This is a genomic window from Streptococcus loxodontisalivarius (assembly GCF_016908645.1).
GTDB lineage: Bacteria > Bacillota > Bacilli > Lactobacillales > Streptococcaceae > Streptococcus > Streptococcus loxodontisalivarius.
This window is the reverse complement of sequence record NZ_JAFBEH010000038.1, coordinates 1-20,788: the sequence shown is the minus strand read 5'-3', so window position 1 is coordinate 20,788 and position 20,788 is coordinate 1. Positions and strand designations below refer to the sequence as shown.

16 protein-coding genes are annotated in these 20,788 nt (G+C 39.6%); all 16 read left to right on the top strand.

Annotated elements, in window-relative coordinates:
• The first annotated feature begins 168 nt into the window (after positions 1-168).
• A complete protein-coding gene (locus JOC28_RS08180; RefSeq protein WP_205010208.1) occupies positions 169-1,134 on the top strand; it encodes a ribose-phosphate diphosphokinase in 966 nt (321 codons plus the stop codon).
• Between the two features lie 248 nt (positions 1,135-1,382).
• Entirely contained in the window at positions 1,383-2,558 is a 1,176-nt protein-coding gene (locus JOC28_RS08175) for a pyridoxal phosphate-dependent aminotransferase (protein WP_205010207.1), read from the top strand.
• On the top strand, positions 2,548-3,306 hold the full coding sequence (gene recO, locus JOC28_RS08170) for a DNA repair protein RecO (protein ID WP_205010206.1): 759 nt from the start codon (positions 2,548-2,550) through the stop codon (positions 3,304-3,306). The genes JOC28_RS08175 and recO overlap by 11 nt, the downstream gene beginning before the upstream one ends.
• A gap of 122 nt (positions 3,307-3,428) precedes the next feature.
• Entirely contained in the window at positions 3,429-4,433 is a 1,005-nt protein-coding gene (gene plsX / locus JOC28_RS08165; protein WP_205010205.1) for a phosphate acyltransferase PlsX, read from the top strand.
• On the top strand, positions 4,426-4,668 hold the full coding sequence (locus JOC28_RS08160; RefSeq protein WP_205010204.1) for an acyl carrier protein: 243 nt from the start codon (positions 4,426-4,428) through the stop codon (positions 4,666-4,668). Before plsX ends, JOC28_RS08160 begins: the two co-directional genes overlap by 8 nt.
• Before the next feature lie 181 nt (positions 4,669-4,849).
• Positions 4,850-5,557: a phosphoribosylaminoimidazolesuccinocarboxamide synthase gene (gene purC, locus JOC28_RS08155; RefSeq protein ID WP_205010203.1), complete on the top strand. Its 708-nt coding sequence runs from the start codon at positions 4,850-4,852 to the stop codon at positions 5,555-5,557.
• Positions 5,558-6,028: 471 nt separating this feature from the next.
• Positions 6,029-9,754 carry a phosphoribosylformylglycinamidine synthase gene (locus tag JOC28_RS08150; RefSeq protein ID WP_205010202.1) on the top strand — a complete coding sequence of 1,242 codons (3,726 nt, stop codon included), beginning with the start codon at positions 6,029-6,031 and terminating at the stop codon, positions 9,752-9,754.
• A gap of 252 nt (positions 9,755-10,006) precedes the next feature.
• The gene (gene purF, locus JOC28_RS08145) at positions 10,007-11,461 is read left to right on the top strand and encodes an amidophosphoribosyltransferase (RefSeq protein ID WP_205010201.1); all 1,455 of its coding nucleotides are present in this window, start codon (positions 10,007-10,009) and stop codon (positions 11,459-11,461) included.
• Positions 11,462-11,504: 43 nt separating this feature from the next.
• Complete coding sequence (gene purM / locus JOC28_RS08140) at positions 11,505-12,527, top strand: phosphoribosylformylglycinamidine cyclo-ligase (protein ID WP_205010209.1); 1,023 nt, start codon at positions 11,505-11,507, stop codon at positions 12,525-12,527.
• Positions 12,528-12,694: 167 nt separating this feature from the next.
• A complete protein-coding gene (purN, locus tag JOC28_RS08135; protein WP_205010200.1) occupies positions 12,695-13,243 on the top strand; it encodes a phosphoribosylglycinamide formyltransferase in 549 nt (182 codons plus the stop codon).
• Positions 13,243-14,148, top strand: coding sequence for a hypothetical protein (locus JOC28_RS08130; protein WP_205010199.1), 906 nt, complete (start codon positions 13,243-13,245; stop codon positions 14,146-14,148). The genes purN and JOC28_RS08130 overlap by 1 nt, the downstream gene beginning before the upstream one ends.
• A complete protein-coding gene (purH, locus tag JOC28_RS08125; RefSeq protein WP_205010198.1) occupies positions 14,141-15,688 on the top strand; it encodes a bifunctional phosphoribosylaminoimidazolecarboxamide formyltransferase/IMP cyclohydrolase in 1,548 nt (515 codons plus the stop codon). The genes JOC28_RS08130 and purH overlap by 8 nt, the downstream gene beginning before the upstream one ends.
• A 212-nt stretch (positions 15,689-15,900) precedes the next feature.
• Positions 15,901-16,728, top strand: a complete 828-nt coding sequence (locus tag JOC28_RS08120; protein ID WP_205010197.1) for a sce7726 family protein — start codon at positions 15,901-15,903, stop codon at positions 16,726-16,728.
• Between the two features lie 11 nt (positions 16,729-16,739).
• Positions 16,740-17,678, top strand: a complete 939-nt coding sequence (locus tag JOC28_RS08115; protein WP_205010196.1) for a sce7725 family protein — start codon at positions 16,740-16,742, stop codon at positions 17,676-17,678.
• Entirely contained in the window at positions 17,678-18,763 is a 1,086-nt protein-coding gene (locus JOC28_RS08110; protein WP_205010195.1) for an RES family NAD+ phosphorylase, read from the top strand. The genes JOC28_RS08115 and JOC28_RS08110 overlap by 1 nt, the downstream gene beginning before the upstream one ends.
• Before the next feature lie 1,199 nt (positions 18,764-19,962).
• Entirely contained in the window at positions 19,963-20,481 is a 519-nt protein-coding gene (locus JOC28_RS08105; RefSeq protein WP_205010194.1) for an SWIM zinc finger family protein, read from the top strand.
• The last annotated feature ends 307 nt before the right edge of the window (positions 20,482-20,788 follow it).

Here is a 20,788-nt window from a genome sequence, read left to right as displayed (position 1 = left end):
CATTATAAGTCATGTGGGACTTTTTTTCTACATTCAAAAAGCCCTACAATCTCCTTGGTGGATTTACCCACTACAGAAATTATAGAGCCCTAAATGTTATCTAATTTTAATTGAAATATTGGTCTAAAAGGTTTAAAATAGTAGAGGATAAAAACTTTGGAGGAAATCATGTCTTATTCTGATTTAAAATTGTTTGCATTGTCTTCAAACAAGGAATTGGCAGAAAAAGTAGCTTCTACAATGGGGCTAGCACTTGGTAAGTCAACTGTTCGTCAATTTTCAGATGGTGAGATTCAAGTTAATATTGAAGAGTCTATTCGTGGTCAACACGTCTTTATTCTTCAATCAACAAGTTCTCCTGTCAATGACAATTTGATGGAAATTTTAATTATGGTTGATGCGCTTAAACGTGCAAGTGCAGAGTCAATCAGTGTGGTAATGCCATACTATGGTTATGCACGTCAGGACCGTAAAGCACGTTCTCGTGAGCCTATTACATCAAAATTGGTAGCTAATATGCTTGAGGTAGCTGGTGTTGATCGTCTTTTGACAGTGGATCTTCACGCTTCTCAAATTCAAGGCTTCTTTGATATTCCAGTAGACCACTTGATGGGTGCACCGCTTATTGCTGACTATTTTGATCGTGCTGGCTTGACTGGTAGCGATGTTGTTGTTAGTCCAGACCACGGTGGTGTGACACGTGCGCGTAAATTGGCGGAATTTTTGAAAACTCCGATTGCAATTATTGATAAACGTCGTAGTGTTGACAAAATGAACACTAGTGAGGTTATGAACATCATTGGTGATGTTTCTGGTAAGACATGTATCTTGATCGATGACATGATCGATACTGCTGGAACAATTTGTCATGCGGCTGATGCTCTTGCAGAAGCTGGTGCAACTGCAGTTTACGCTTCATGTACTCACCCAGTTCTATCAGGTCCTGCACTTGATAATATTGAAAAATCAGCTATTGAAAAATTGGTTGTTTTGGACACAATCTATTTGCCAGAGGAACGTTTGATCGATAAGATTGAACAAATCTCAATTGCTGAATTGATTGCGGAAGCTATTATCCGTATTCATGAAAAACGTCCACTTTCTCCATTGTTTGAGCTTGGAAAAGCTAAGTAAGATTAAAATCATATCATTGATAGTGATTGTGAAACCAGAATGTTATTCTGGTTTCTTTTTTATCCACTTGTGGATAAGTATAGAGATACTTAGCTGTGGATAATTTTCTTGATTTCTTGTGTTATAGTACAGATTGAGTTGGAGTATTACCGCCTTTTTTGCTTTTCTTCTTATTTACTGTGGTAATTGACTGTTTATTGTCAGAATTTTTTGTATAATAGTAGTAATCATATTATTCGAGGTATCTTATGGATTTAACAAAACGTTTTAATAAAAATTTGGACCGTATCGAGGTGTCACTGATTCGTCAGTTTGACCAATCGATTTCTTCTATTCCAGGGATCTTACGTTTGACTTTGGGGGAGCCTGATTTCACAACGCCTGATCATGTTAAGGAGGCAGCGAAAGCGGCTATCGACGCTAACCAGGGTTACTATACTGGTATGGCTGGTCTGCCCGCTCTTAGAGAAGCTGCGTCAGCTTTTGTCAAAGAAAAATACAATCTGAACTATAATCCAGAAAATGAAATCTTGGTGACTATCGGAGCAACAGAAGCCTTGTCAGCGACTCTGACAGCTATCCTAGAGCCAGGGGATACTGTTCTTTTGCCAGCGCCTGCTTATCCTGGCTATGAGCCTATCGTTAATCTAGTGGGGGCTAATGTGGTCGAAATCGATACGACTGCTAATGACTTTGTTTTGACGCCTGAAATGCTTGAAAAAGCGATTATCGAGCAAGGGGATAAACTCAAGGCTGTTTTGCTCAACTACCCAACTAATCCGACTGGCGTGACTTACTCTCGTGAGCAAATCAAGGCTTTGGCGGATGTGCTTAAGAAGTATGAGGTCTTTGTTGTGTCTGATGAGGTCTATTCTGAGTTGACTTACACAGAGGAGCCTCATGTCTCTATCGGTGAGTATCTTCCTGATCAGGCTATTGTTATCAATGGTTTGTCTAAATCACATGCTATGACAGGATGGCGTATCGGTCTTATCTTTGCTCCAGCGGTCTTGACAGCTCAGTTGATTAAGAGCCACCAATACTTGGTAACAGCAGCGACAACTAATGCTCAATATGCAGCTATCGAAGCTTTAACGGCTGGTAAAAATGATGCTCTTCCGATGAAAGAGGAGTATATTAAACGTCGTGACTACATCATTGAGAAGATGGAAGCTATGAACTTCAAGATTATCAAACCGAGCGGAGCTTTCTATATCTTTGCTAAGATTCCTGTTGCTGAGGGACAGGATTCTTTCAAATTCTTGCAGGATTTTGCGCGTGAAAAAGCTGTCGCTTTGATTCCAGGGGTTGCTTTTGGTCAATATGGAGAAGGTTACTTGCGTATTTCATATGCTGCCAGCATGGAAGTTATCAAGGAAGCGATGGCGCGTCTGGAAGACTTTATGAGTCAGTATGCAGACTAAGGTTTCTAAGGGGCTGGTTCTCTACAATCGCAATTTCCGTGAGGATGACAAGTTGGTCAAAATCTTCACAGAAAGTTCAGGAAAGCGTATGTTTTTCGTGAAACATGCCAGTAAATCAAAACTAGCTTCAGTGATTCAGCCCCTGACGGTGGCTGAATTTATTATGAAAATCAGCGATTCTGGTCTGTCTTATATCGAAGATTATCGAGAGGTGTCGGTCTTTAAAGCTATCAATGAAGATATTTTTAAACTGTCATATGCGACTTATATCGTTTCTTTAGCGGATGCGGCGGTTAATGATAATCAGTATGATCCTCATCTTTTTGATTTTTTGGTCAAGACTTTAGAATTGATGGAGCAGGGGCTGGATTATGAAATCTTGACCAATATTTTTGAGGTTCAGATTTTAGAGCGTTTCGGTGTGCAGTTGAATTTTCACGAGTGTGCTTTTTGTCATCGTGTTGGACTTCCTTTTGATTTCTCTTTTAAATATTCAGGTTTACTCTGTCCAGACCACTACCATCAGGATGAAAAGCGGAGCTTTTTAAATCCAAATGTCCCCTATCTTCTAGATCGTTTTCAGACCATCAAGTTTGATGACTTGCAGACGATTTCGGTCAATGATGATCTGAAGAGGGAGATTCGTTTGTTTTTGGATGCCATCTATGATGATTATGTTGGGATTCATCTCAAGTCTAAAAAGTTTATCGATGACTTGGGAAAATGGGGTCAGATTATGAAGTCTTAGGGTTATTTTTACACATGGAAAATCATTAAAAACATGTTATAATAGTAATAATTATCTAAATGAGAGCTAGCAGCTACAGAGCTGATTTGTCGTGTGTTAGCTTGAAAGGGAGACAGAATAAAATGAAAAAAATTGCTGTTGATGCCATGGGTGGCGATAATGCGCCTCAGGCTATTGTTGAGGGTGTGAATCGTGCCCTTGCTGAATTTTCTGATATTGAGATTCAGCTTTATGGTGACGAAAACAAAATCCGTCAGTATCTGACAGCTACTGAACGTGTGACGATTATTCATACGGATGAAAAAATTGATTCAGATGATGAGCCTGCTAAGGCGATTCGTCGTAAGAAAAAGGCTTCTATGGTTTTAGGAGCGCAGGCTGTTAAGTCTGGTCAGGCAGATGCTGTCATCTCGGCAGGAAATACGGGTGCTCTTTTAGCAGCAGGGCTATTTGTCGTAGGTCGTATCAAAGGTGTGGACCGTCCAGGTCTTATGTCTACCTTGCCAACTATGGATGGTCAAGGTTTTGATATGCTTGATCTGGGTGCTAATGCTGAGAATACACCAGCTCACCTGCACCAGTATGCTATCTTGGGATCTTTCTATGCTAAGAATGTTCGTGGTATTGAGAAACCTCGCGTCGGGCTCCTCAATAACGGTACAGAAGCAACAAAAGGTGACCCGCTTCGTAAGGAGACCTTCGATTTGCTTTCTCAGGAGAAGGCTATCAACTTTATCGGTAATGTTGAAGCGCGTGATCTGATGGAAACAGTTGCTGACGTTGTGGTTGCTGATGGTTTCACGGGAAACGCTGTGCTTAAAACCATTGAAGGAACAGCTCTTGGGATCATGGGACAACTCAAATCTGCTATTGAAAACGGCGGTGTGAAGTCAAAACTGGGCTACTTATTGATGAAAGATAGCTTGCGCAGTTTGCGTGATTCTCTGGATTATTCATCAGCAGGCGGAGCAGTCTTGTTTGGTTTGAAGGCACCTGTTGTTAAATCACATGGTTCAAGTGATGACAGAGCAATATACTATACGATCAAGCAAGTTCGTACTATGTTGGAGACGGATGTTGTTAATCAGTTGGTCCAAGAGTTTTCAAAGGAGGAGACAAATGACTAGAGAAGCCATTTTTGAGAGAATTTCAGAACTCATCAAGGTCCAGATGCACCGTGAGGATTTGGAAATCACACCAGAAACAAGCCTTCAAGATGATTTGGGAGCAGATTCTATCGAATTGATGGAATTTGTTATCAGTGTTGAGGATGAATTTGGTATTGAGATTACGGATCAAGCTATTGATCATATGAAAAACATGGGAGATATGCTGGATTATGTTGTTCAGCGTGTCAACTAAGAAAATTGAAGCTGATTTGGAGATTGCTCCAGATCAGCTTTTTTATTTGAACTATCAATCTAGTTTTAAGTAAATCCCGAATGATTTTATTTTTATTTAACCTAAAAGTCTGTTTATTGTTTATTTTGAAGCTTTGCTATGTTATAATGAAAAAGAACAAAGACGAAAGGCGAACAATACGATGAGCAATCAACTTATTTATCAGGGAAAAGCAAAAGATATCTATAGTACAGAAGACGAAAATGTGATTAAGTCGGTCTACAAGGACCAGGCAACCATGCTAAACGGAGCTCGTAAAGAGACTATCGAAGGCAAAGGAGTGCTTAATAATCAGATTTCGTCTCTTATTTTTGAGAAATTGAATGCGGCAGGTGTAGCAACGCACTTTATCGAGCAAATCTCAGAAACCGAACAATTGAATAAAAAAGTTGACATTATTCCACTTGAGGTGGTTTTGCGAAATGTGACAGCAGGTTCATTTTCAAAACGCTTTGGAGTGGAAGAAGGGCGTGTGTTTGAAACTCCAATCGTGGAATTTTACTACAAAAATGATGATTTGGATGATCCTTTCATCAATGATGAGCACGTGAAGTTCTTGGAGATTGCCAATGATGAGGAGATTGCTTATCTGAAAGAAGAGACTCGTCGTATCAATGAGCTCTTGAAAGATTGGTTTGCTAAGATTGGGCTTAAGTTGATCGACTTCAAGTTGGAGTTTGGATTTGACAAGGACGGCAAGATCATCTTGGCTGATGAATTCTCACCTGATAACTGCCGTCTCTGGGATGCTGATGGTAATCATATGGACAAGGATGTTTTTCGTAGAGATCTTGGTAGCTTGACGGATGTCTATCAAGTTGTACTTGAAAAATTGAAGGCACTTGATTAAGAATTATTCCCATTGTTGAATTTTTTGTTTTTGATAGTCTCCTTAAGTGGTGGGGCTCAAACAGTCCAGTGGACTGTTTGAGGATAACAACAGGAAACGAAGAATTATCGTAAGGCATCGTCAAATCGGTTGTTCCCATTAGACACAACCTAGACGATGCACTAACGAAGTAGCAATTTATTATCGAAATTGCTACTTCGTGTCGCAAACCTTCGGTTTCATTACTAAAGGAAAAGCCTAAGGTCTTTTACTTTCCCCCGAGCGACTTTGTCGCTCTTAGCACCACGGCGGAGACTATCGGAGGCGGCGTACTACGTACGCCTACATTTGTTGCAAACTTCGTTTGCTTTATCTCCCACCTATCCCCAGACTGTTTGAGCCAACCACATAAGAAGGGCTGGATAAAAAGGAAAATGGTTTTCAAACAATTCCATAAAAAGAAAACACACTTTATAGATAAAGGATTTATAAATGAATAAACGTATTTTTGTTGAGAAAAAGGCTGACTTTGGCATTAAATCGGCTAGTCTTGTGAAAGAGTTGACGCATAATCTACAACTGACTTCTTTGAAGGAGTTGCGTATTGTGCAGGTCTATGATGTCTTTAATTTGGCTGAGGATTTGCTGGCGCGTGCTGAGAAGCATATTTTCTCTGAGCAGGTGACAGACCGTCTTTTGACAGAAGCTGAAATTACTGCGGAGCTTGATAAGGTTGCCTTCTTTGCCATTGAGGCGCTTCCTGGTCAATTTGACCAACGTGCTGCTAGTTCGCAAGAAGCTTTGCTATTGCTTGGAAGTGACAGTCAGGTCAAGGTCAATACAGCTCAGCTTTACTTGGTCAATAAGGATATTGCAGAAGCAGAGCTTGAAGCTGTTAAGAACTATCTTTTGAATCCCGTTGATTCACGTTTCAAGGACATTACTTTGCCGCTTGAGGAGCAGGCTTTCTCTGTGTCTGACAGGACAATCCCTAATCTTGATTTCTTTGAAACTTATAAAGCTGACGATTTTGCGGCTTATAAGGCAGAGCAGGGCTTGGCTATGGAGGTCGATGACCTTCTCTTCATCCAAGATTATTTCAAATCAATCGGGCGTGTGCCAACTGAGACTGAGTTGAAAGTTTTGGATACTTACTGGTCAGACCACTGCCGTCACACAACCTTTGAAACGGAATTGAAGAACATCGACTTTTCAGCTTCTAAATTCCAAAAACAATTGCAGGCGACTTATGACAAATACATTGCCATGCGTGATGAACTTGGTCGTTCTGAAAAGCCACAAACACTTATGGATATGGCGACTATCTTTGGTCGTTATGAGCGTGCCAATGGTCGTCTGGATGATATGGAAGTCTCAGATGAAATCAATGCCTGCTCAGTTGAAATTGAAGTAGATGTTGATGGTGTGAAAGAGCCTTGGCTCCTCATGTTTAAGAACGAGACTCACAATCACCCAACAGAAATTGAGCCATTCGGTGGAGCGGCGACTTGTATCGGTGGTGCTATTCGTGACCCATTGTCAGGACGTTCATACGTTTATCAAGCTATGCGTATTTCAGGCGCAGGCGATATTACGACTCCGATTGCGGAAACACGTGCTGGGAAATTGCCACAACAGGTTATTTCTAAGACTGCGGCGCACGGCTATTCTTCATATGGTAACCAAATTGGGCTTGCGACAACTTATGTGCGTGAGTACTTCCACCCTGGCTTTGTAGCCAAACGCATGGAGCTTGGAGCTGTGGTTGGTGCTGCACCTAAGGAAAATGTGGTTCGTGAAAAACCAGAGGCAGGCGATGTGGTCATCTTGCTCGGTGGTAAAACAGGTCGTGACGGTGTCGGTGGTGCGACAGGTTCATCTAAGGTTCAAACGGTTGAATCTGTGGAAACAGCTGGCGCAGAGGTACAAAAAGGGAATGCCATCGAAGAGCGTAAGATTCAACGTCTTTTCCGTGATGGTAATGTCACTCGCCTAATTAAGAAATCAAATGACTTCGGTGCAGGTGGTGTCTGTGTTGCCATCGGTGAATTGGCTGACGGTCTTGAAATCGATTTGGACAAGGTACCTCTTAAATACCAAGGTCTTAATGGTACTGAAATTGCAATCTCAGAATCACAAGAGCGTATGTCAGTCGTTGTTCGTCCAAGTGATGTGGATGCCTTCATCGCAGCCTGCAACAAGGAAAATATCGATGCAGTCGTTGTTGCGACTGTGACTGAAAAACCAAATCTTGTCATGACTTGGAATGGCGAAACCATCGTTGACTTGGAACGCCGTTTCCTTGATACCAACGGTGTTCGTGTCGTTGTTGATGCTAAAGTCGTTGACAAGGACTTGACAGTTCCAGAAGCACGCACAACATCTGCAGAGACACTTGAAGCAGATACACTTAAGGTCTTGTCTGACCTCAACCACGCTAGCCAAAAAGGTCTTCAAACAATCTTCGACTCATCTGTTGGTCGTTCAACCGTTAACCACCCAATCGGTGGTCGTTACCAAATTACACCGACAGAAAGTTCAGTTCAAAAATTGCCAGTTCAACATGGTGTGACGACAACAGCATCTGTTATGGCTCAAGGTTATAATCCTTATATTGCAGAATGGTCACCTTACCATGGTGCTGCCTATGCTGTCATTGAAGCGACAGCTCGCTTGGTAGCAACAGGTGCTGACTGGTCTCGTGCACGCTTCTCTTACCAAGAGTACTTCGAGCGTATGGACAAACAGGCAGAGCGTTTTGGTCAGCCAGTATCAGCTCTTCTTGGTTCTATTGAGGCTCAGATTCAACTTGGCTTGCCGTCAATCGGCGGTAAGGACTCGATGTCTGGTACTTTCGAAGAGTTGACAGTACCACCAACCTTGGTAGCTTTCGGTGTGACGACAGCAGATAGCCGCAAGGTTCTCTCTCCTGAGTTTAAAGCAGATGGTGAGAACATCTACTACATTCCAGGTCAAGCTATTTCAGAAGATATTGATTTTGACCTTATCAAGGCTAACTTTAGCCAGTTTGAAGCTATTCAAACTCAACATAAGATTACAGCTGCCTCAGCCGTTAAATACGGTGGTGTCCTAGAAAGTCTTGCTCTCATGACTTTTGGTAACCGTATCGGTGCATCTGTTGAAATTGCAGAGCTTGACAGCAGCTTGACAGCTCAACTCGGAGGCTTTGTTTTTACATCAGCTGAGGAAATCGCTGGCGCTGTGAAAATCGGTCAAACTCAGGCAGACTTTACAGTCACTGTCAATGGAAATGACCTATCTGGCGCAAGCCTTCTAGCAGCCTTTGAAGGCAAATTGGAAGAGGTTTACCCAACAGAATTCGAACAGGCAGATGCTCTTGAAGAAGTTCCTGCTGTGGTATCAGATGCTGTTATCAAGGCTAAGGAAGTCATTGAAAAACCAGTGGTTTACATTCCAGTCTTCCCTGGTACTAACTCAGAATACGATTCAGCTAAGGCCTTTGAACAGGTTGGAGCTAGTGTCAACTTGGTACCATTTGTAACCTTGAATGAGGCTGCTATTGCTGAGTCAGTTGACACAATGGTTGCTAATATTGCTAAGGCAAATATCATCTTCTTTGCTGGAGGGTTCTCGGCAGCGGATGAACCAGATGGGTCTGCTAAGTTTATCGTCAATATCTTGCTTAACGAGAAGGTCCGCGCAGCTATTGACAGCTTTATCGAAAATAGTGGTCTTATCATCGGTATCTGTAATGGTTTCCAAGCCCTTGTTAAATCAGGTCTTCTTCCATACGGAAACTTCGAGGAAGCTGGTGAGACAAGTCCAACTCTCTTCTATAACGATGCCAACCAGCACGTTGCCAAGATGGTTGAGACTCGTATCGCAAATACCAACTCACCTTGGTTGGCAGGAGTTGAGGTCGGCGATATTCATGCCATCCCAGTATCACACGGTGAAGGTAAATTTGTTGTCAGCGCTTCTGAATTTGCAGAGCTAAGAGACAATGGTCAAATCTGGAGCCAATATGTGGACTTTGACGGCCAACCATCTATGGATTCTAAATACAATCCAAACGGCTCTGTCAATGCCATCGAAGGGATTACCAGCAAGAATGGTCAAATCATCGGTAAGATGGGACACTCAGAACGCTGGGAAGACGGACTCTTCCAAAATATCCCTGGTAACAAAGACCAAGCCCTCTTTGCAAGTGCTGTAAAATACTTTACAGGAAAATAATTTTCTCAAATTTTTCCATAAAATGTATAAGGAAACGCGAGCGAAGCGAGCTTAACCGTATCTCTCCGCCGTAGTGGTATTTGGGAGTCATTGAGACCAAGGCTCAATGACTAGCTTGAAAATAGCTTGATAGATTTTCTATTTTGATGTCGGCATTGATGACGACAGAGTCAAAATTAAGAAAATCATCAAAGCTAGTTGAGAGCGACCTCACTACTTAAGGAGAGATACAAAAAGAATTAGGAAAAAATAATGACATACGAAGTAAAATCTCTCAACGAAGAATGTGGTGTATTTGGTATCTGGGGTCACCCTCAGGCCGCTCAAGTCACTTACTTTGGGCTTCACAGTCTTCAACACCGCGGTCAAGAAGGAGCAGGGATTGTCACTAATGACAAGGGAAAACTTCTTCAACACCGTGATACAGGACTTCTTTCAGAAGTCTTTAGAAACCCTGCTGATTTGGATAAATTGACAGGGACAGCTGCTATTGGGCACGTTCGCTATGCGACAGCTGGCGCGGCTTCAATCAATAACATTCAGCCCTTCCTTTACAACTTTACAGATGAACAGTTGGGACTAGCCCACAATGGTAATCTGACAAATGCGCTCTCTCTCAAGAAAGAGTTGGAAAGTCAAGGGGCGATTTTCAATGCCTCATCTGATACTGAGATTCTCATGCACTTGATTCGTCGCAGCCATAATCCAGAATTTATCGGTAAGGTCAAAGAAGCTCTCAATACTGTCAAAGGTGGCTTTGCCTATCTTTTGATGACTGAGGATAAGCTTATTGCTGCGCTGGATCCAAATGGTTTCCGTCCACTCTCAATCGGTCGTATGAAGAATGGCGCTTGGGTTGTTTCAAGTGAAACCTGTGCCTTTGAAGTTGTCGGTGCGGAGTGGGTTCGTGATGTCAATCCTGGTGAGATTATCATCATCGATGACAATGGCATCCAGTACGATAGCTATACAACTGATACACAGTTGGCTATCTGTTCCATGGAATATATCTACTTTGCTCGTCCTGATTCTGACATTGCTGGTGTCAATGTTCACACCGCTCGTAAGAATATGGGGCGCCGCCTAGCTCAAGAATTCCAATTTGAAGCAGATATCGTGGTTGGTGTACCTAACTCGTCACTGAGCGCAGCCATGGGCTTTGCCGAAGAATCAGGTCTGCCAAATGAAATGGGTCTGGTCAAAAATCAGTACACGCAACGTACCTTCATCCAACCGACGCAAGAGTTGCGTGAGCAGGGTGTTCGCATGAAGTTGTCAGCAGTGTCAAGTGTTGTCAAAGGCAAGCGTGTGGTTATGATTGACGACTCTATCGTGCGTGGCACGACTTCTCGTCGTATCGTGCAATTGCTGCGCGAGGCAGGTGCTAAGGAAGTTCACGTGGCTATTGGTAGTCCAGAGCTTAAGTATCCATGTTTCTATGGTATTGATATTCAGACTCGTCGTGAGTTGATTTCAGCCAACCACACGGTTGATGAGGTCTGTGAGATTATCGGTGCAGATAGTTTGACCTACCTTTCATTGGAAGGATTGATTGAGTCTATCGGTCTTGAGACAGATACGCCAAATGGTGGCCTCTGTGTGGCTTACTTTGACGGGAAATACCCAACGCCTCTCTATGACTATGAAGAGCCTTATCTCAAGAGTTTGGAAGAAAAAACCAGCTTTTACATCGATGCGGTGAAATAAGTGCTGGCTTTGCCGATTTATTAGAAGTAAAAAGAAGGAAAATATTATGTCAAAAAATGCTTATGCCCAATCTGGTGTTGACGTAGAAGCGGGCTATGAAGTTGTTGAACGTATCAAGAAACACGTTGCTCGCACAGAACGTGCAGGTGTCATGGGAGCTCTCGGTGGCTTTGGTGGTATGTTTGACCTGTCACAAACAGGTGTTAAAGAACCTGTCTTGATTTCAGGGACTGACGGTGTCGGAACAAAACTCATGCTTGCTATCAAGTACGACAAGCACGACACAATCGGTCAAGACTGTGTTGCCATGTGTGTCAATGATATTATTGCAGCAGGTGCTGAGCCCCTTTACTTCCTTGACTATGTGGCGACTGGTAAAAACGAACCTGCCAAATTGGAACAGGTTGTCGCTGGTGTTGCTGAAGGTTGTGTTCAAGCTGGCGCAGCTCTTATCGGTGGTGAAACGGCTGAGATGCCTGGTATGTATGGCGAAGATGATTATGACCTTGCAGGCTTTGCTGTTGGTGTGGCTGAAAAATCTCAAATCATCGACGGTTCAAAAGTAAAAGAAGGAGATATTCTTCTGGGGCTTGCTTCAAGTGGTATCCACTCAAATGGTTATTCATTGGTACGTCGTGTCTTTGCTGATTATACTGGTGATGAGGTACTTCCAGAGCTTGAAGGCAAACAACTTAAGGATGTTCTTCTTGAGCCAACTCGTATCTATGTTAAAGCAGCTCTGCCATTGATCAAGGAAGAATTGGTTAACGGTATCGCCCACATCACGGGTGGTGGTTTTATCGAGAATGTTCCTCGTATGTTTGCCGATGATTTGGCTGCGGAAATCGATGAGGACAAGGTTCCTGTACTTCCAATCTTCAAGGCGCTTGAAAAATATGGTGAGATCAAGCACGAAGAAATGTTTGAAATCTTCAATATGGGTGTCGGTCTTATGCTGGCTGTTAGCCCTGAAAATGTTGACCGTGTCAAAGAACTTTTAGACGAACCAGTTTATGAAATCGGCCGTATTGTGAAAAAAGCTGACGCTAGTGTGGTGATTAAATAAGTCACTAAATTTTATAAGAAAGGAGTGTTTAGTTAGTTTGCCTAACTGAACACGGGATTAAATTTCTAGGAAAAAAGATAAAACGACTTAGACGCAAGCGTCGTTGTTCGTTTTCCTATTTTTCTACGAAATTTTTCGGCAAGCCGAATCATCCCTTTGTATCGAATATGAAAATCGCTGTTTTTGCTTCTGGTAATGGTTCCAACTTTCAGGTCATAGCAGAGCAGTTTCCAGTTAGTTTTGTCTTTTCAGATCATCGTGATGCCTATGTTTTAGAGCGTGCTCAGAACTTAGCCATTCCAAGCTTCGCTTTTGAACTCAAGGAGTTTGAAAACAAGGCGGCTTACGAGCAAGCCATCGTTGATTTGTTGGACAAACACGAGATTGACTTGGTCTGTCTGGCGGGCTATATGAAGATTGTCGGAGAAACCTTGCTCTCAGCCTATGAAGGGCGTATCATCAATATTCACCCAGCCTACCTACCTGAATTTCCGGGTGCCCACGGTATCGAGGATGCTTGGGAGGCAGGTGTTGACCAGTCTGGTGTGACCATTCACTGGGTTGATTCTGGTGTGGACACCGGTCAGGTCATCCAACAGGTGCGCGTGCCACGCCTAGCAGACGATAGCCTAGAAAGCTTTGAAACCCGCATCCATGAAACCGAATACCAACTCTACCCAATGGTTTTGGATGATTTAGGGGTAGTAAGAAAATAATGGAGAATATCATTAGCAGTTGGTCAAAGCTGAAGAAAATCACTGAAGAGTATACAAAGTTACCTATAATTTACATATTGTTTGTGTTTCTTAATCTACTTGTATACCTGGATAAAGGTACAGAAATATCTAGGTTTTTAACTACTAATTTAGTTCTGAAAAAATTAATTGGATTATTATTAGAAATCTTATCCATTGTTTACGATAATATCTTAGTAATTTATACAGTATTATTTATAGTCATCTTAGTGATTTTATTATTATTTGAGAAAACACCAATTTTTAATAGCCTTCCTGAAGACATAGAATACATAAGTGGTTATATTGAATCTTGGAACCCAGTCAGTGCTGCTAAAAGGCTGTTTAGTTTAATTGTAAATTTATCTACAAATTTATTTGTTGTTTATATTTTTACTATTTTCATTATTAAACCTGATAAATTTTTTATTGAAAATAATTTTGTAGTGATTAAAGAAATTACAGAAGAAACGGTGATAAATTTTCTTTGGTATTTAAACTATATATTCCTAATTTATATGGTACTACGATCTTTATTTGTAATAAAATATAAGGGCGATAACTCTTATCTAAAATTAGATAGTTTTCGATATAATGAAATTTCCTCATTCAATGTATCGAATGAGTGGGAAACGAATTGTATAATGATAGTAAAAGACACTTACAATTTTAAACAATATTATTTATTAGAAGGACAGACACATAGACAAGTCTGGAAAGAAAGGAGTATTTCTCATTTCGGAGTTTCTAAGGAACAGGAATTTTATTGGCAAAAAGAAGCAATTCCTATATCAAAAAGGAGTTATAAAATTTTAGATAAATCTGAGAATCTTTCTGATATAGTCTATTACTACAAAGAGTTAAAAAAAAGGAGAACTCATGACTAAACGTGCTTTAATCTCAGTTTCTGACAAGTCAGGAATTGTTGACTTTGCAAAAGAATTGAAAAACTTGGGTTGGGATATTATCTCAACTGGTGGGACTAAGGTTACCCTTGACGATGCTGGTGTGGAGACCATTGCCATCGATGATGTGACTGGATTCCCAGAAATGATGGACGGTCGTGTTAAGACCCTCCACCCAAACATTCACGGTGGGCTTTTGGCTCGTCGCGACGCTGACAGCCACCTTCAGGCTGCTAAGGACAACAATATTGAGCTGATTGACCTCGTGGTTGTCAACCTCTATCCCTTCAAGGAGACTATCCTTCGCCCAGACGTGACCTACGATTTGGCGGTGGAAAACATCGACATCGGTGGTCCATCAATGCTTCGCTCAGCTGCTAAAAACCATGCTAGCGTAACCGTTGTGGTTGACCCAGCGGACTATGCGACTGTCTTGGGAGAATTGGCTGACGCTGGTCAGACGACATTTGAAACTCGTCAACGCTTGGCGGCTAAGGTCTTCCGTCACACAGCAGCCTACGACGCTTTGATTGCTGAGTACTTCACAGCTCAAGTGGGAGAGGCTAAGCCTGAAAAATTAACCATTACTTACGACCTTAAACAGGCTATGCGTTACGGAGAAAATCCACAACAAGACGCTGATTTCTACCAAAAAGCCTTGCCAACAGATTACTCAATCGCTTCAGCTAAACAGCTCAACGGTAAAGAATTGTCCTTCAATAATATCCGTGATGCTGATGCAGCAATCCGCATTATCCGTGATTTTAAAGACCGTCCAACAGTTGTTGCCCTCAAACACATGAACCCATGTGGTATTGGACAGGCTGATGATATTGAGACAGCTTGGGATTACGCTTATGAAGCTGACCCAGTTTCAATCTTCGGTGGAATTGTTGTTCTTAACCGTGAAGTTGACGCAGCGACAGCTGAGAAGATGCACCCTATCTTCTTGGAAATCATCATCGCACCATCATACTCAGAAGAAGCGCTAGCTATTCTCACAAATAAAAAGAAAAACTTGCGTATTCTTGAGTTGCCGTTTGATGCCCAAGCTGCCAGCGAAGTGGAAGCTGAGTACACTGGCGTAGTTGGTGGACTTTTGGTGCAAAACCAAGACGTTGTAGCTGAAAATCCAGCTGATTGGCAAGTGGTGACAGACCGCCAGCCAACAGAACAAGAGGCGACTGCTCTTGAGTTTGCTTGGAAGGCTATCAAGTACGTTAAGTCTAACGGGATTATTATCACCAACGACCACATGACGCTTGGACTTGGTGCAGGTCAAACCAACCGTGTCGGCTCAGTTAAGATTGCTATCGAGCAGGCTAAAGACCACCTTGACGGTGCTGTTCTAGCATCAGATGCCTTCTTCCCATTTGCGGACAACATTGAAGAAATCGCTGCCGCAGGCATCAAAGCAATCATCCAGCCAGGTGGCTCAGTCCGTGACCAAGAATCTATCGACGCTGCAAACAAACACGGCTTGACCATGATCTTCACAGGCGTGAGACATTTTAGACATTAAGAGTTTGAAAATAAGCAGAGCACCCCAGCTAGGAAGTTGGGGTGTGTTTTGGCATGAGAAGTTAATAAATGAAGAAAATAGAGAAGAGATAGGTTAATGATGTACAGTTTACGCTAAAGAGCTTAGCAAATAATGGATTTTTTGTTATAATAAGGTTATCTATGATGATTATTTCATAGGATACTCTTAAATGAATAAAGAAGGAAATCTCGATGAGTGCAAGGAATAATTATTTATTAAATAGATTTTTTTCTAGATCTATGATAAAAAATCTCCTACGAAATAAAAAGGATGATGGCTTTGCTAGAATAATTCAAAATGAAGAAAAACTAATAATAGCTGTCAAAGAAGCGTATCAACAATTATCTAAAGGGTATAGAAATGAGTATTTTTATAAGAATACTCTATTTAATAAAAAATTACTCGGTGTACATAGCTTGAATACAACTACAGCTTTAACAGAAATTCCAGTTGGTTCAGCGAAACCAGATTTTATTCTAATTAATGGTAAAGCAATAGTTTATGAAATAAAAACAGAATTGGATAATTTAGAGAGACTAGAAAATCAAATAAATGAATATTATAAAGCATTTGACCATGTGGCAATTGTAACATATGAAAAAAATTTAGATCCAGTTCGTAGGAAGATAGCAGATTTAAATAAACCAGTCGGATTATATGCTTTACAAAAGAATGAATCATTTAAAACGCTAAATAAACCAGAACCATACAGGGATGATTTAGATAAATCGATTATGTTTAAAATATTACGAAAAAAAGAGTATGAAAGTATTATATTGAAGCGTTTTGGATTATTGCCTCAAGTTTCCCAATTTGATTATTATGATGTTTGCAAAGAAAAATTATTAACCCTTCCAATAGATGAATTTTATCTAGATTTTTTAGCAGAACTAAAAACAAGGAATGCAGTAGATAAGGAAAAATTTAAAAAGATACCATATGAACTAAAGTTTTTAGTATATTTTATGGATTTTAAAACTAAAGACTATGATATTTTAGATAATATATTAACAAAATAAAGGAGAGAATTATGTATTTTCCGTATTTAAGGGGCAGACAATATGAGTTGATTGCACTAAGAGAATTGTTGGATAATGATAAATTAGGTGAGTATATTTTACCAATAATAGAACCAGTTAAGTTATCTTCAACTCTCATCAATATACTAGAAAAATTTCAAGAAAAAAATCAAAACTGTTCTTTAGTAATGAATCCTCAAGTAGGTTCTTTTGTGTCCGAGTTAGGTGAAAGTCAAAAAGAAAATCTTGTTGAGCGCTTAAATAAGGTTTTAGAGGGTAATAATCACTTGTTACGGGTTTCCTTAATGAGTAAAGATTATAACGAAACTGATGATTTTAATCAAACTAAAGATGCTGGTAAAATTATTATCTGTAAGCAAGCTGATGATTTAGAAGGATATAAGAACAATTATATTAATCAAGATATAGCCTATAATATTATTTCAGAAAATAGTAGACTAAAACGAGAGGTCAAAGATCCTAGGGTCAAAATTAATGATAATTTTATAAAATTACCAAGAAATACAGACTACTTAAAGAATGAGGATGAATTTTATACTGATGATCATCTATATTTTTCAGCTGATGGATACAAAGGTTTCTCAGATTATTCTATAGTTGGAGAAGATTATAGTGAATCGGGTTTTGCTCCATATGCTGTTGCAATACATATTGTATATTTTGATGAAGAGTTTAATTTACGAGTTAATCATTTTGTATCTAATTCTAATACAGATCCTTCTAACCCTGCAGGTAAATTTAAAGAGGCATTGGAGAAATTGATTACTGCTGTTAGGAGTGGAAAAATACAAAGAACAATAGCTATAGATGAATTTGAGCGACTTTACAATACAGAGTCATATCCTGGTCTTGGAACAGTGAAAAAACTATCAATTATGCATCACATTGAGCTGATAGCGAATTACTTTAAAAGTAAAGAGGAAAGCTGATGAAGATTTGTCAAGAATGTTTTGCTGATAATATCCTAAAAGTTGTAATAGTGGAAAAGCAGAATCGAGGTACTTGTGATAATTGTAAGTCAGAAGATTATGTTTATGATTCGGTTACAGAGAGTTATTTGTTTGAAATGTATTTCGATTCATTTATTTCGATATTTTCTAAGATAGAGAACATACCTAATATAAAAGAGGGAGATGGTTTCTCTCTCAAGACTGAAATAATTAAAAATTGGAATATATTTAAAAGTACTGATGAGAATAAAGTGTATAATATGGTGTTAGCAATTTGTAAAAATACACCGCAAGTCAGAGAGTTACTGAATTCAATGGTCGAGATTACTAAGAAATATGATAAGAGATACCTTAAAGATCATTCATTATTGACAGATACCTGGGAGTCATTTGTTAGTGATATTAAATATAATAATCGCTTCCATTCCAATCAACTTAATAAAAGAATTTTGAAAAAATATTGTGCAGCTATAGTGAAACCATATGAAGCAGGAAAGAAATTCTTTCGTTGTCGAATTTCAGAAAAAGGAGTTATATTTAAACCTGAGGAGATTGGAGCACCGCCTGAGGGAAAGTCTTCAGATGGTCGTGCAAATGCAAGGGGTGTTTCTAGATTGTATTTGGCTGATTCAGATAAGACTGCAATACATGAAACACGAACAGGTTTATATGATACTGTGTGTATCGGAGAGTTCTCGTTAAAAAATGATATAATCGTAGTAGATTTTAAAAGAATTAACCAAATTAGTCCCTTTCAAGACGGAATTATTGATGATATAGCAGAATTAGCCATAAATAAGCAACATTTAGTAAAAATCGATGAAGAGATGGGAAGAATTATGAGAAAAACTGATGATGTTTTAGATTATCTTCCGACCCAGTATATTGCAGACTTTGTAAAATCAATTGTATCTTCAGAATCTGAAAGTCCAGCCTATGACGGCATAGAGTTCAGAAGTGTAATGAATTCTAAAGGGTATAATTTAGCAATGTTTCATTCTGACGATTTTGATGTAGGCAATATCGTTAAGAAAGAAATAACGGATATTTCCTATAGTTATTAAAGGTAAATCTGGAGTTGATGTTGAACTTGTTTTTTGTCGTGACAGCATAAGTGCAGTCTTATCCAAAATTCTTTCGGAACTTAAGAAATATTTAAGCGAGACTTTATATACTATAATCATCCTAAAACTTTTCTTTTTCATAAATCTCCTAAGCAAGTTCAGCATGATGTTGGGCTTGTTTTTTTGGCTCTTTGTCAACTGTAGTGGGTTGACGAATAATTAAGCACGAGAGAGAATCAGATTGGTTCTCTCTTTTGTTGTATTCAAAGCGAGAAGAATCCGATTTTTGATGTTTGGTCTCAGATATGTGTCGAGTGCTAGACCATATCACCCTTGGACTTGATGGCGAAATCACAGTTCGATTTTTGGAAGGAACGGAAGTAGAATTATAGGACAGAAGAAAGGCAGTAAGGACAGTGGGGAATCATTGTGGTTACTGCCTTTTTTTTGCATTTTTGTGATAGAATAAAAATTAATAGAACATAGAGATTGTGGGAGGAAAGAATGATGTAATCAAAGAGGAGGATGGCTCTATTAAAATTGATGTTGCTAGTTAGACAACCTCGTCTCCAATAACAGAATTAGACCAAAGTTTGTTAATGATCTCTGGTCTGACTAATTCTCTTAGTAGTTTCCAAAATATAGTCAATAAGACAAACTTATCAGCATTCATAGCGACTTCTAATGCATTAAATACATCTAGATTAGCTAATTTTACTAATTTAACTCTCCCCTTTGTAAATCTTAGTTCATTGATTCAAATAAATCAAAGTGCCATTGTTGCAATGTCTGATGTTGTTTTCCGTACAATAGCATGTGGACAGGTGAATAGTTACAATCAATTCGGAATGTTGCTGAATCTGTTAAAAAGTTTATTGATAGCTATTAAATTGATTATTCTAAGATATTTAAATGAACTTCTAAAGTCATTTCCTTTCCTTATACGAAGGAGGAAATTGAACAGATTACACTACGTGTAAAGCAATTAGCGGAAGAAGGATGGGTTATCTATTTTCTGGATAGTAATATTTATCACCGTATTTGTACTGAAGACTGGATTGAAATAGAGGAAAAGTGAGTTATGATATTGAGAGAAAAGTTGGTGGATAAAGATGTTATAGCTGAACTGCAAAGTTCACAATGTTATTCAGAATTAGCAATGATAAAGATGGGATTGATAGTTAATTAAGGAGAGTTATATGGGTATTTGGGACGACTTAAAATTAGTTCACTTGGCTAGTAATACTTCTTTTAGCAGGGGGATGGCCTATTATCAAAGTAAGGAAGTGTTAAATGGAGAAAAGTGCGGAGATGGTATCTATAAAGGACAGGTCAGTGGTTCGCAAGAAAACATTTATGATGTTACAATAGATATTAATCATCCTAGGAAATCAAGTTGTAGTTGCCCATTTTCCTCAGGTAGGCGAGTAATTTGCAAACACATGGTGGCTTTGTACTTTTATCATTTTCCTCAACAGGCTGAAGCTATTTTTGCAGAGTGGGAAGAAGAGGTGCGTGAAAAGGAAGCGCGTTATCAGGAATGGGAATCAGAATATACGATTGCTCGACAGCAAGAACTTAAAGAAATCACTGCTTATGTTAAAAGCTTGACTGATGAGCAAGTTAGAGAAGCGTTGATAGCAGCGCTTTTGAAAGATTTTAACAGTACTTATCCTGATTTTGAGGATGATTTTGACGAGGAAGATTATTATTTTTAAGTAGTGCCATCAACACAATCACTACCTTAGTAAAAAACAGTGTATGCCGTAAACAGTATTACCATGGGGGAGCATCTCTTAGTTGAGGTGTTTTTCTAATGGCTCTTAGTTGCCTTTTCAAATATCTTATCAGAGTGGAAAAAAGATTTAAGTTAAAATAAGAAAGTCAAGAAGTCAAACTTCTTGACTTTTTATAATGTCGATAAACCTATAGAAAGTTCTAAAATGAAGTTAGCCAGTCGAAAGTATAAAAAAACATCTCAGAGAGATATAATGTAGTCACCACAACAAACACTATAAGGACTCT

Coding starts and splice junctions, on each gene's coding strand:
- JOC28_RS08180 (WP_205010208.1), top strand. CDS start 169: ATGTCTTATTCTGATTTAAAATTGTTTGCATTGTCTTCAAACAAGGAA.
- JOC28_RS08175 (WP_205010207.1), top strand. CDS start 1,383: ATGGATTTAACAAAACGTTTTAATAAAAATTTGGACCGTATCGAGGTG.
- recO (WP_205010206.1), top strand. CDS start 2,548: ATGCAGACTAAGGTTTCTAAGGGGCTGGTTCTCTACAATCGCAATTTC.
- plsX (WP_205010205.1), top strand. CDS start 3,429: ATGAAAAAAATTGCTGTTGATGCCATGGGTGGCGATAATGCGCCTCAG.
- JOC28_RS08160 (WP_205010204.1), top strand. CDS start 4,426: ATGACTAGAGAAGCCATTTTTGAGAGAATTTCAGAACTCATCAAGGTC.
- purC (WP_205010203.1), top strand. CDS start 4,850: ATGAGCAATCAACTTATTTATCAGGGAAAAGCAAAAGATATCTATAGT.
- JOC28_RS08150 (WP_205010202.1), top strand. CDS start 6,029: ATGAATAAACGTATTTTTGTTGAGAAAAAGGCTGACTTTGGCATTAAA.
- purF (WP_205010201.1), top strand. CDS start 10,007: ATGACATACGAAGTAAAATCTCTCAACGAAGAATGTGGTGTATTTGGT.
- purN (WP_205010200.1), top strand. CDS start 12,695: ATGAAAATCGCTGTTTTTGCTTCTGGTAATGGTTCCAACTTTCAGGTC.
- JOC28_RS08130 (WP_205010199.1), top strand. CDS start 13,243: ATGGAGAATATCATTAGCAGTTGGTCAAAGCTGAAGAAAATCACTGAA.
- purH (WP_205010198.1), top strand. CDS start 14,141: ATGACTAAACGTGCTTTAATCTCAGTTTCTGACAAGTCAGGAATTGTT.
- JOC28_RS08120 (WP_205010197.1), top strand. CDS start 15,901: ATGAGTGCAAGGAATAATTATTTATTAAATAGATTTTTTTCTAGATCT.
- JOC28_RS08115 (WP_205010196.1), top strand. CDS start 16,740: ATGTATTTTCCGTATTTAAGGGGCAGACAATATGAGTTGATTGCACTA.
- JOC28_RS08110 (WP_205010195.1), top strand. CDS start 17,678: ATGAAGATTTGTCAAGAATGTTTTGCTGATAATATCCTAAAAGTTGTA.
- JOC28_RS08105 (WP_205010194.1), top strand. CDS start 19,963: ATGGGTATTTGGGACGACTTAAAATTAGTTCACTTGGCTAGTAATACT.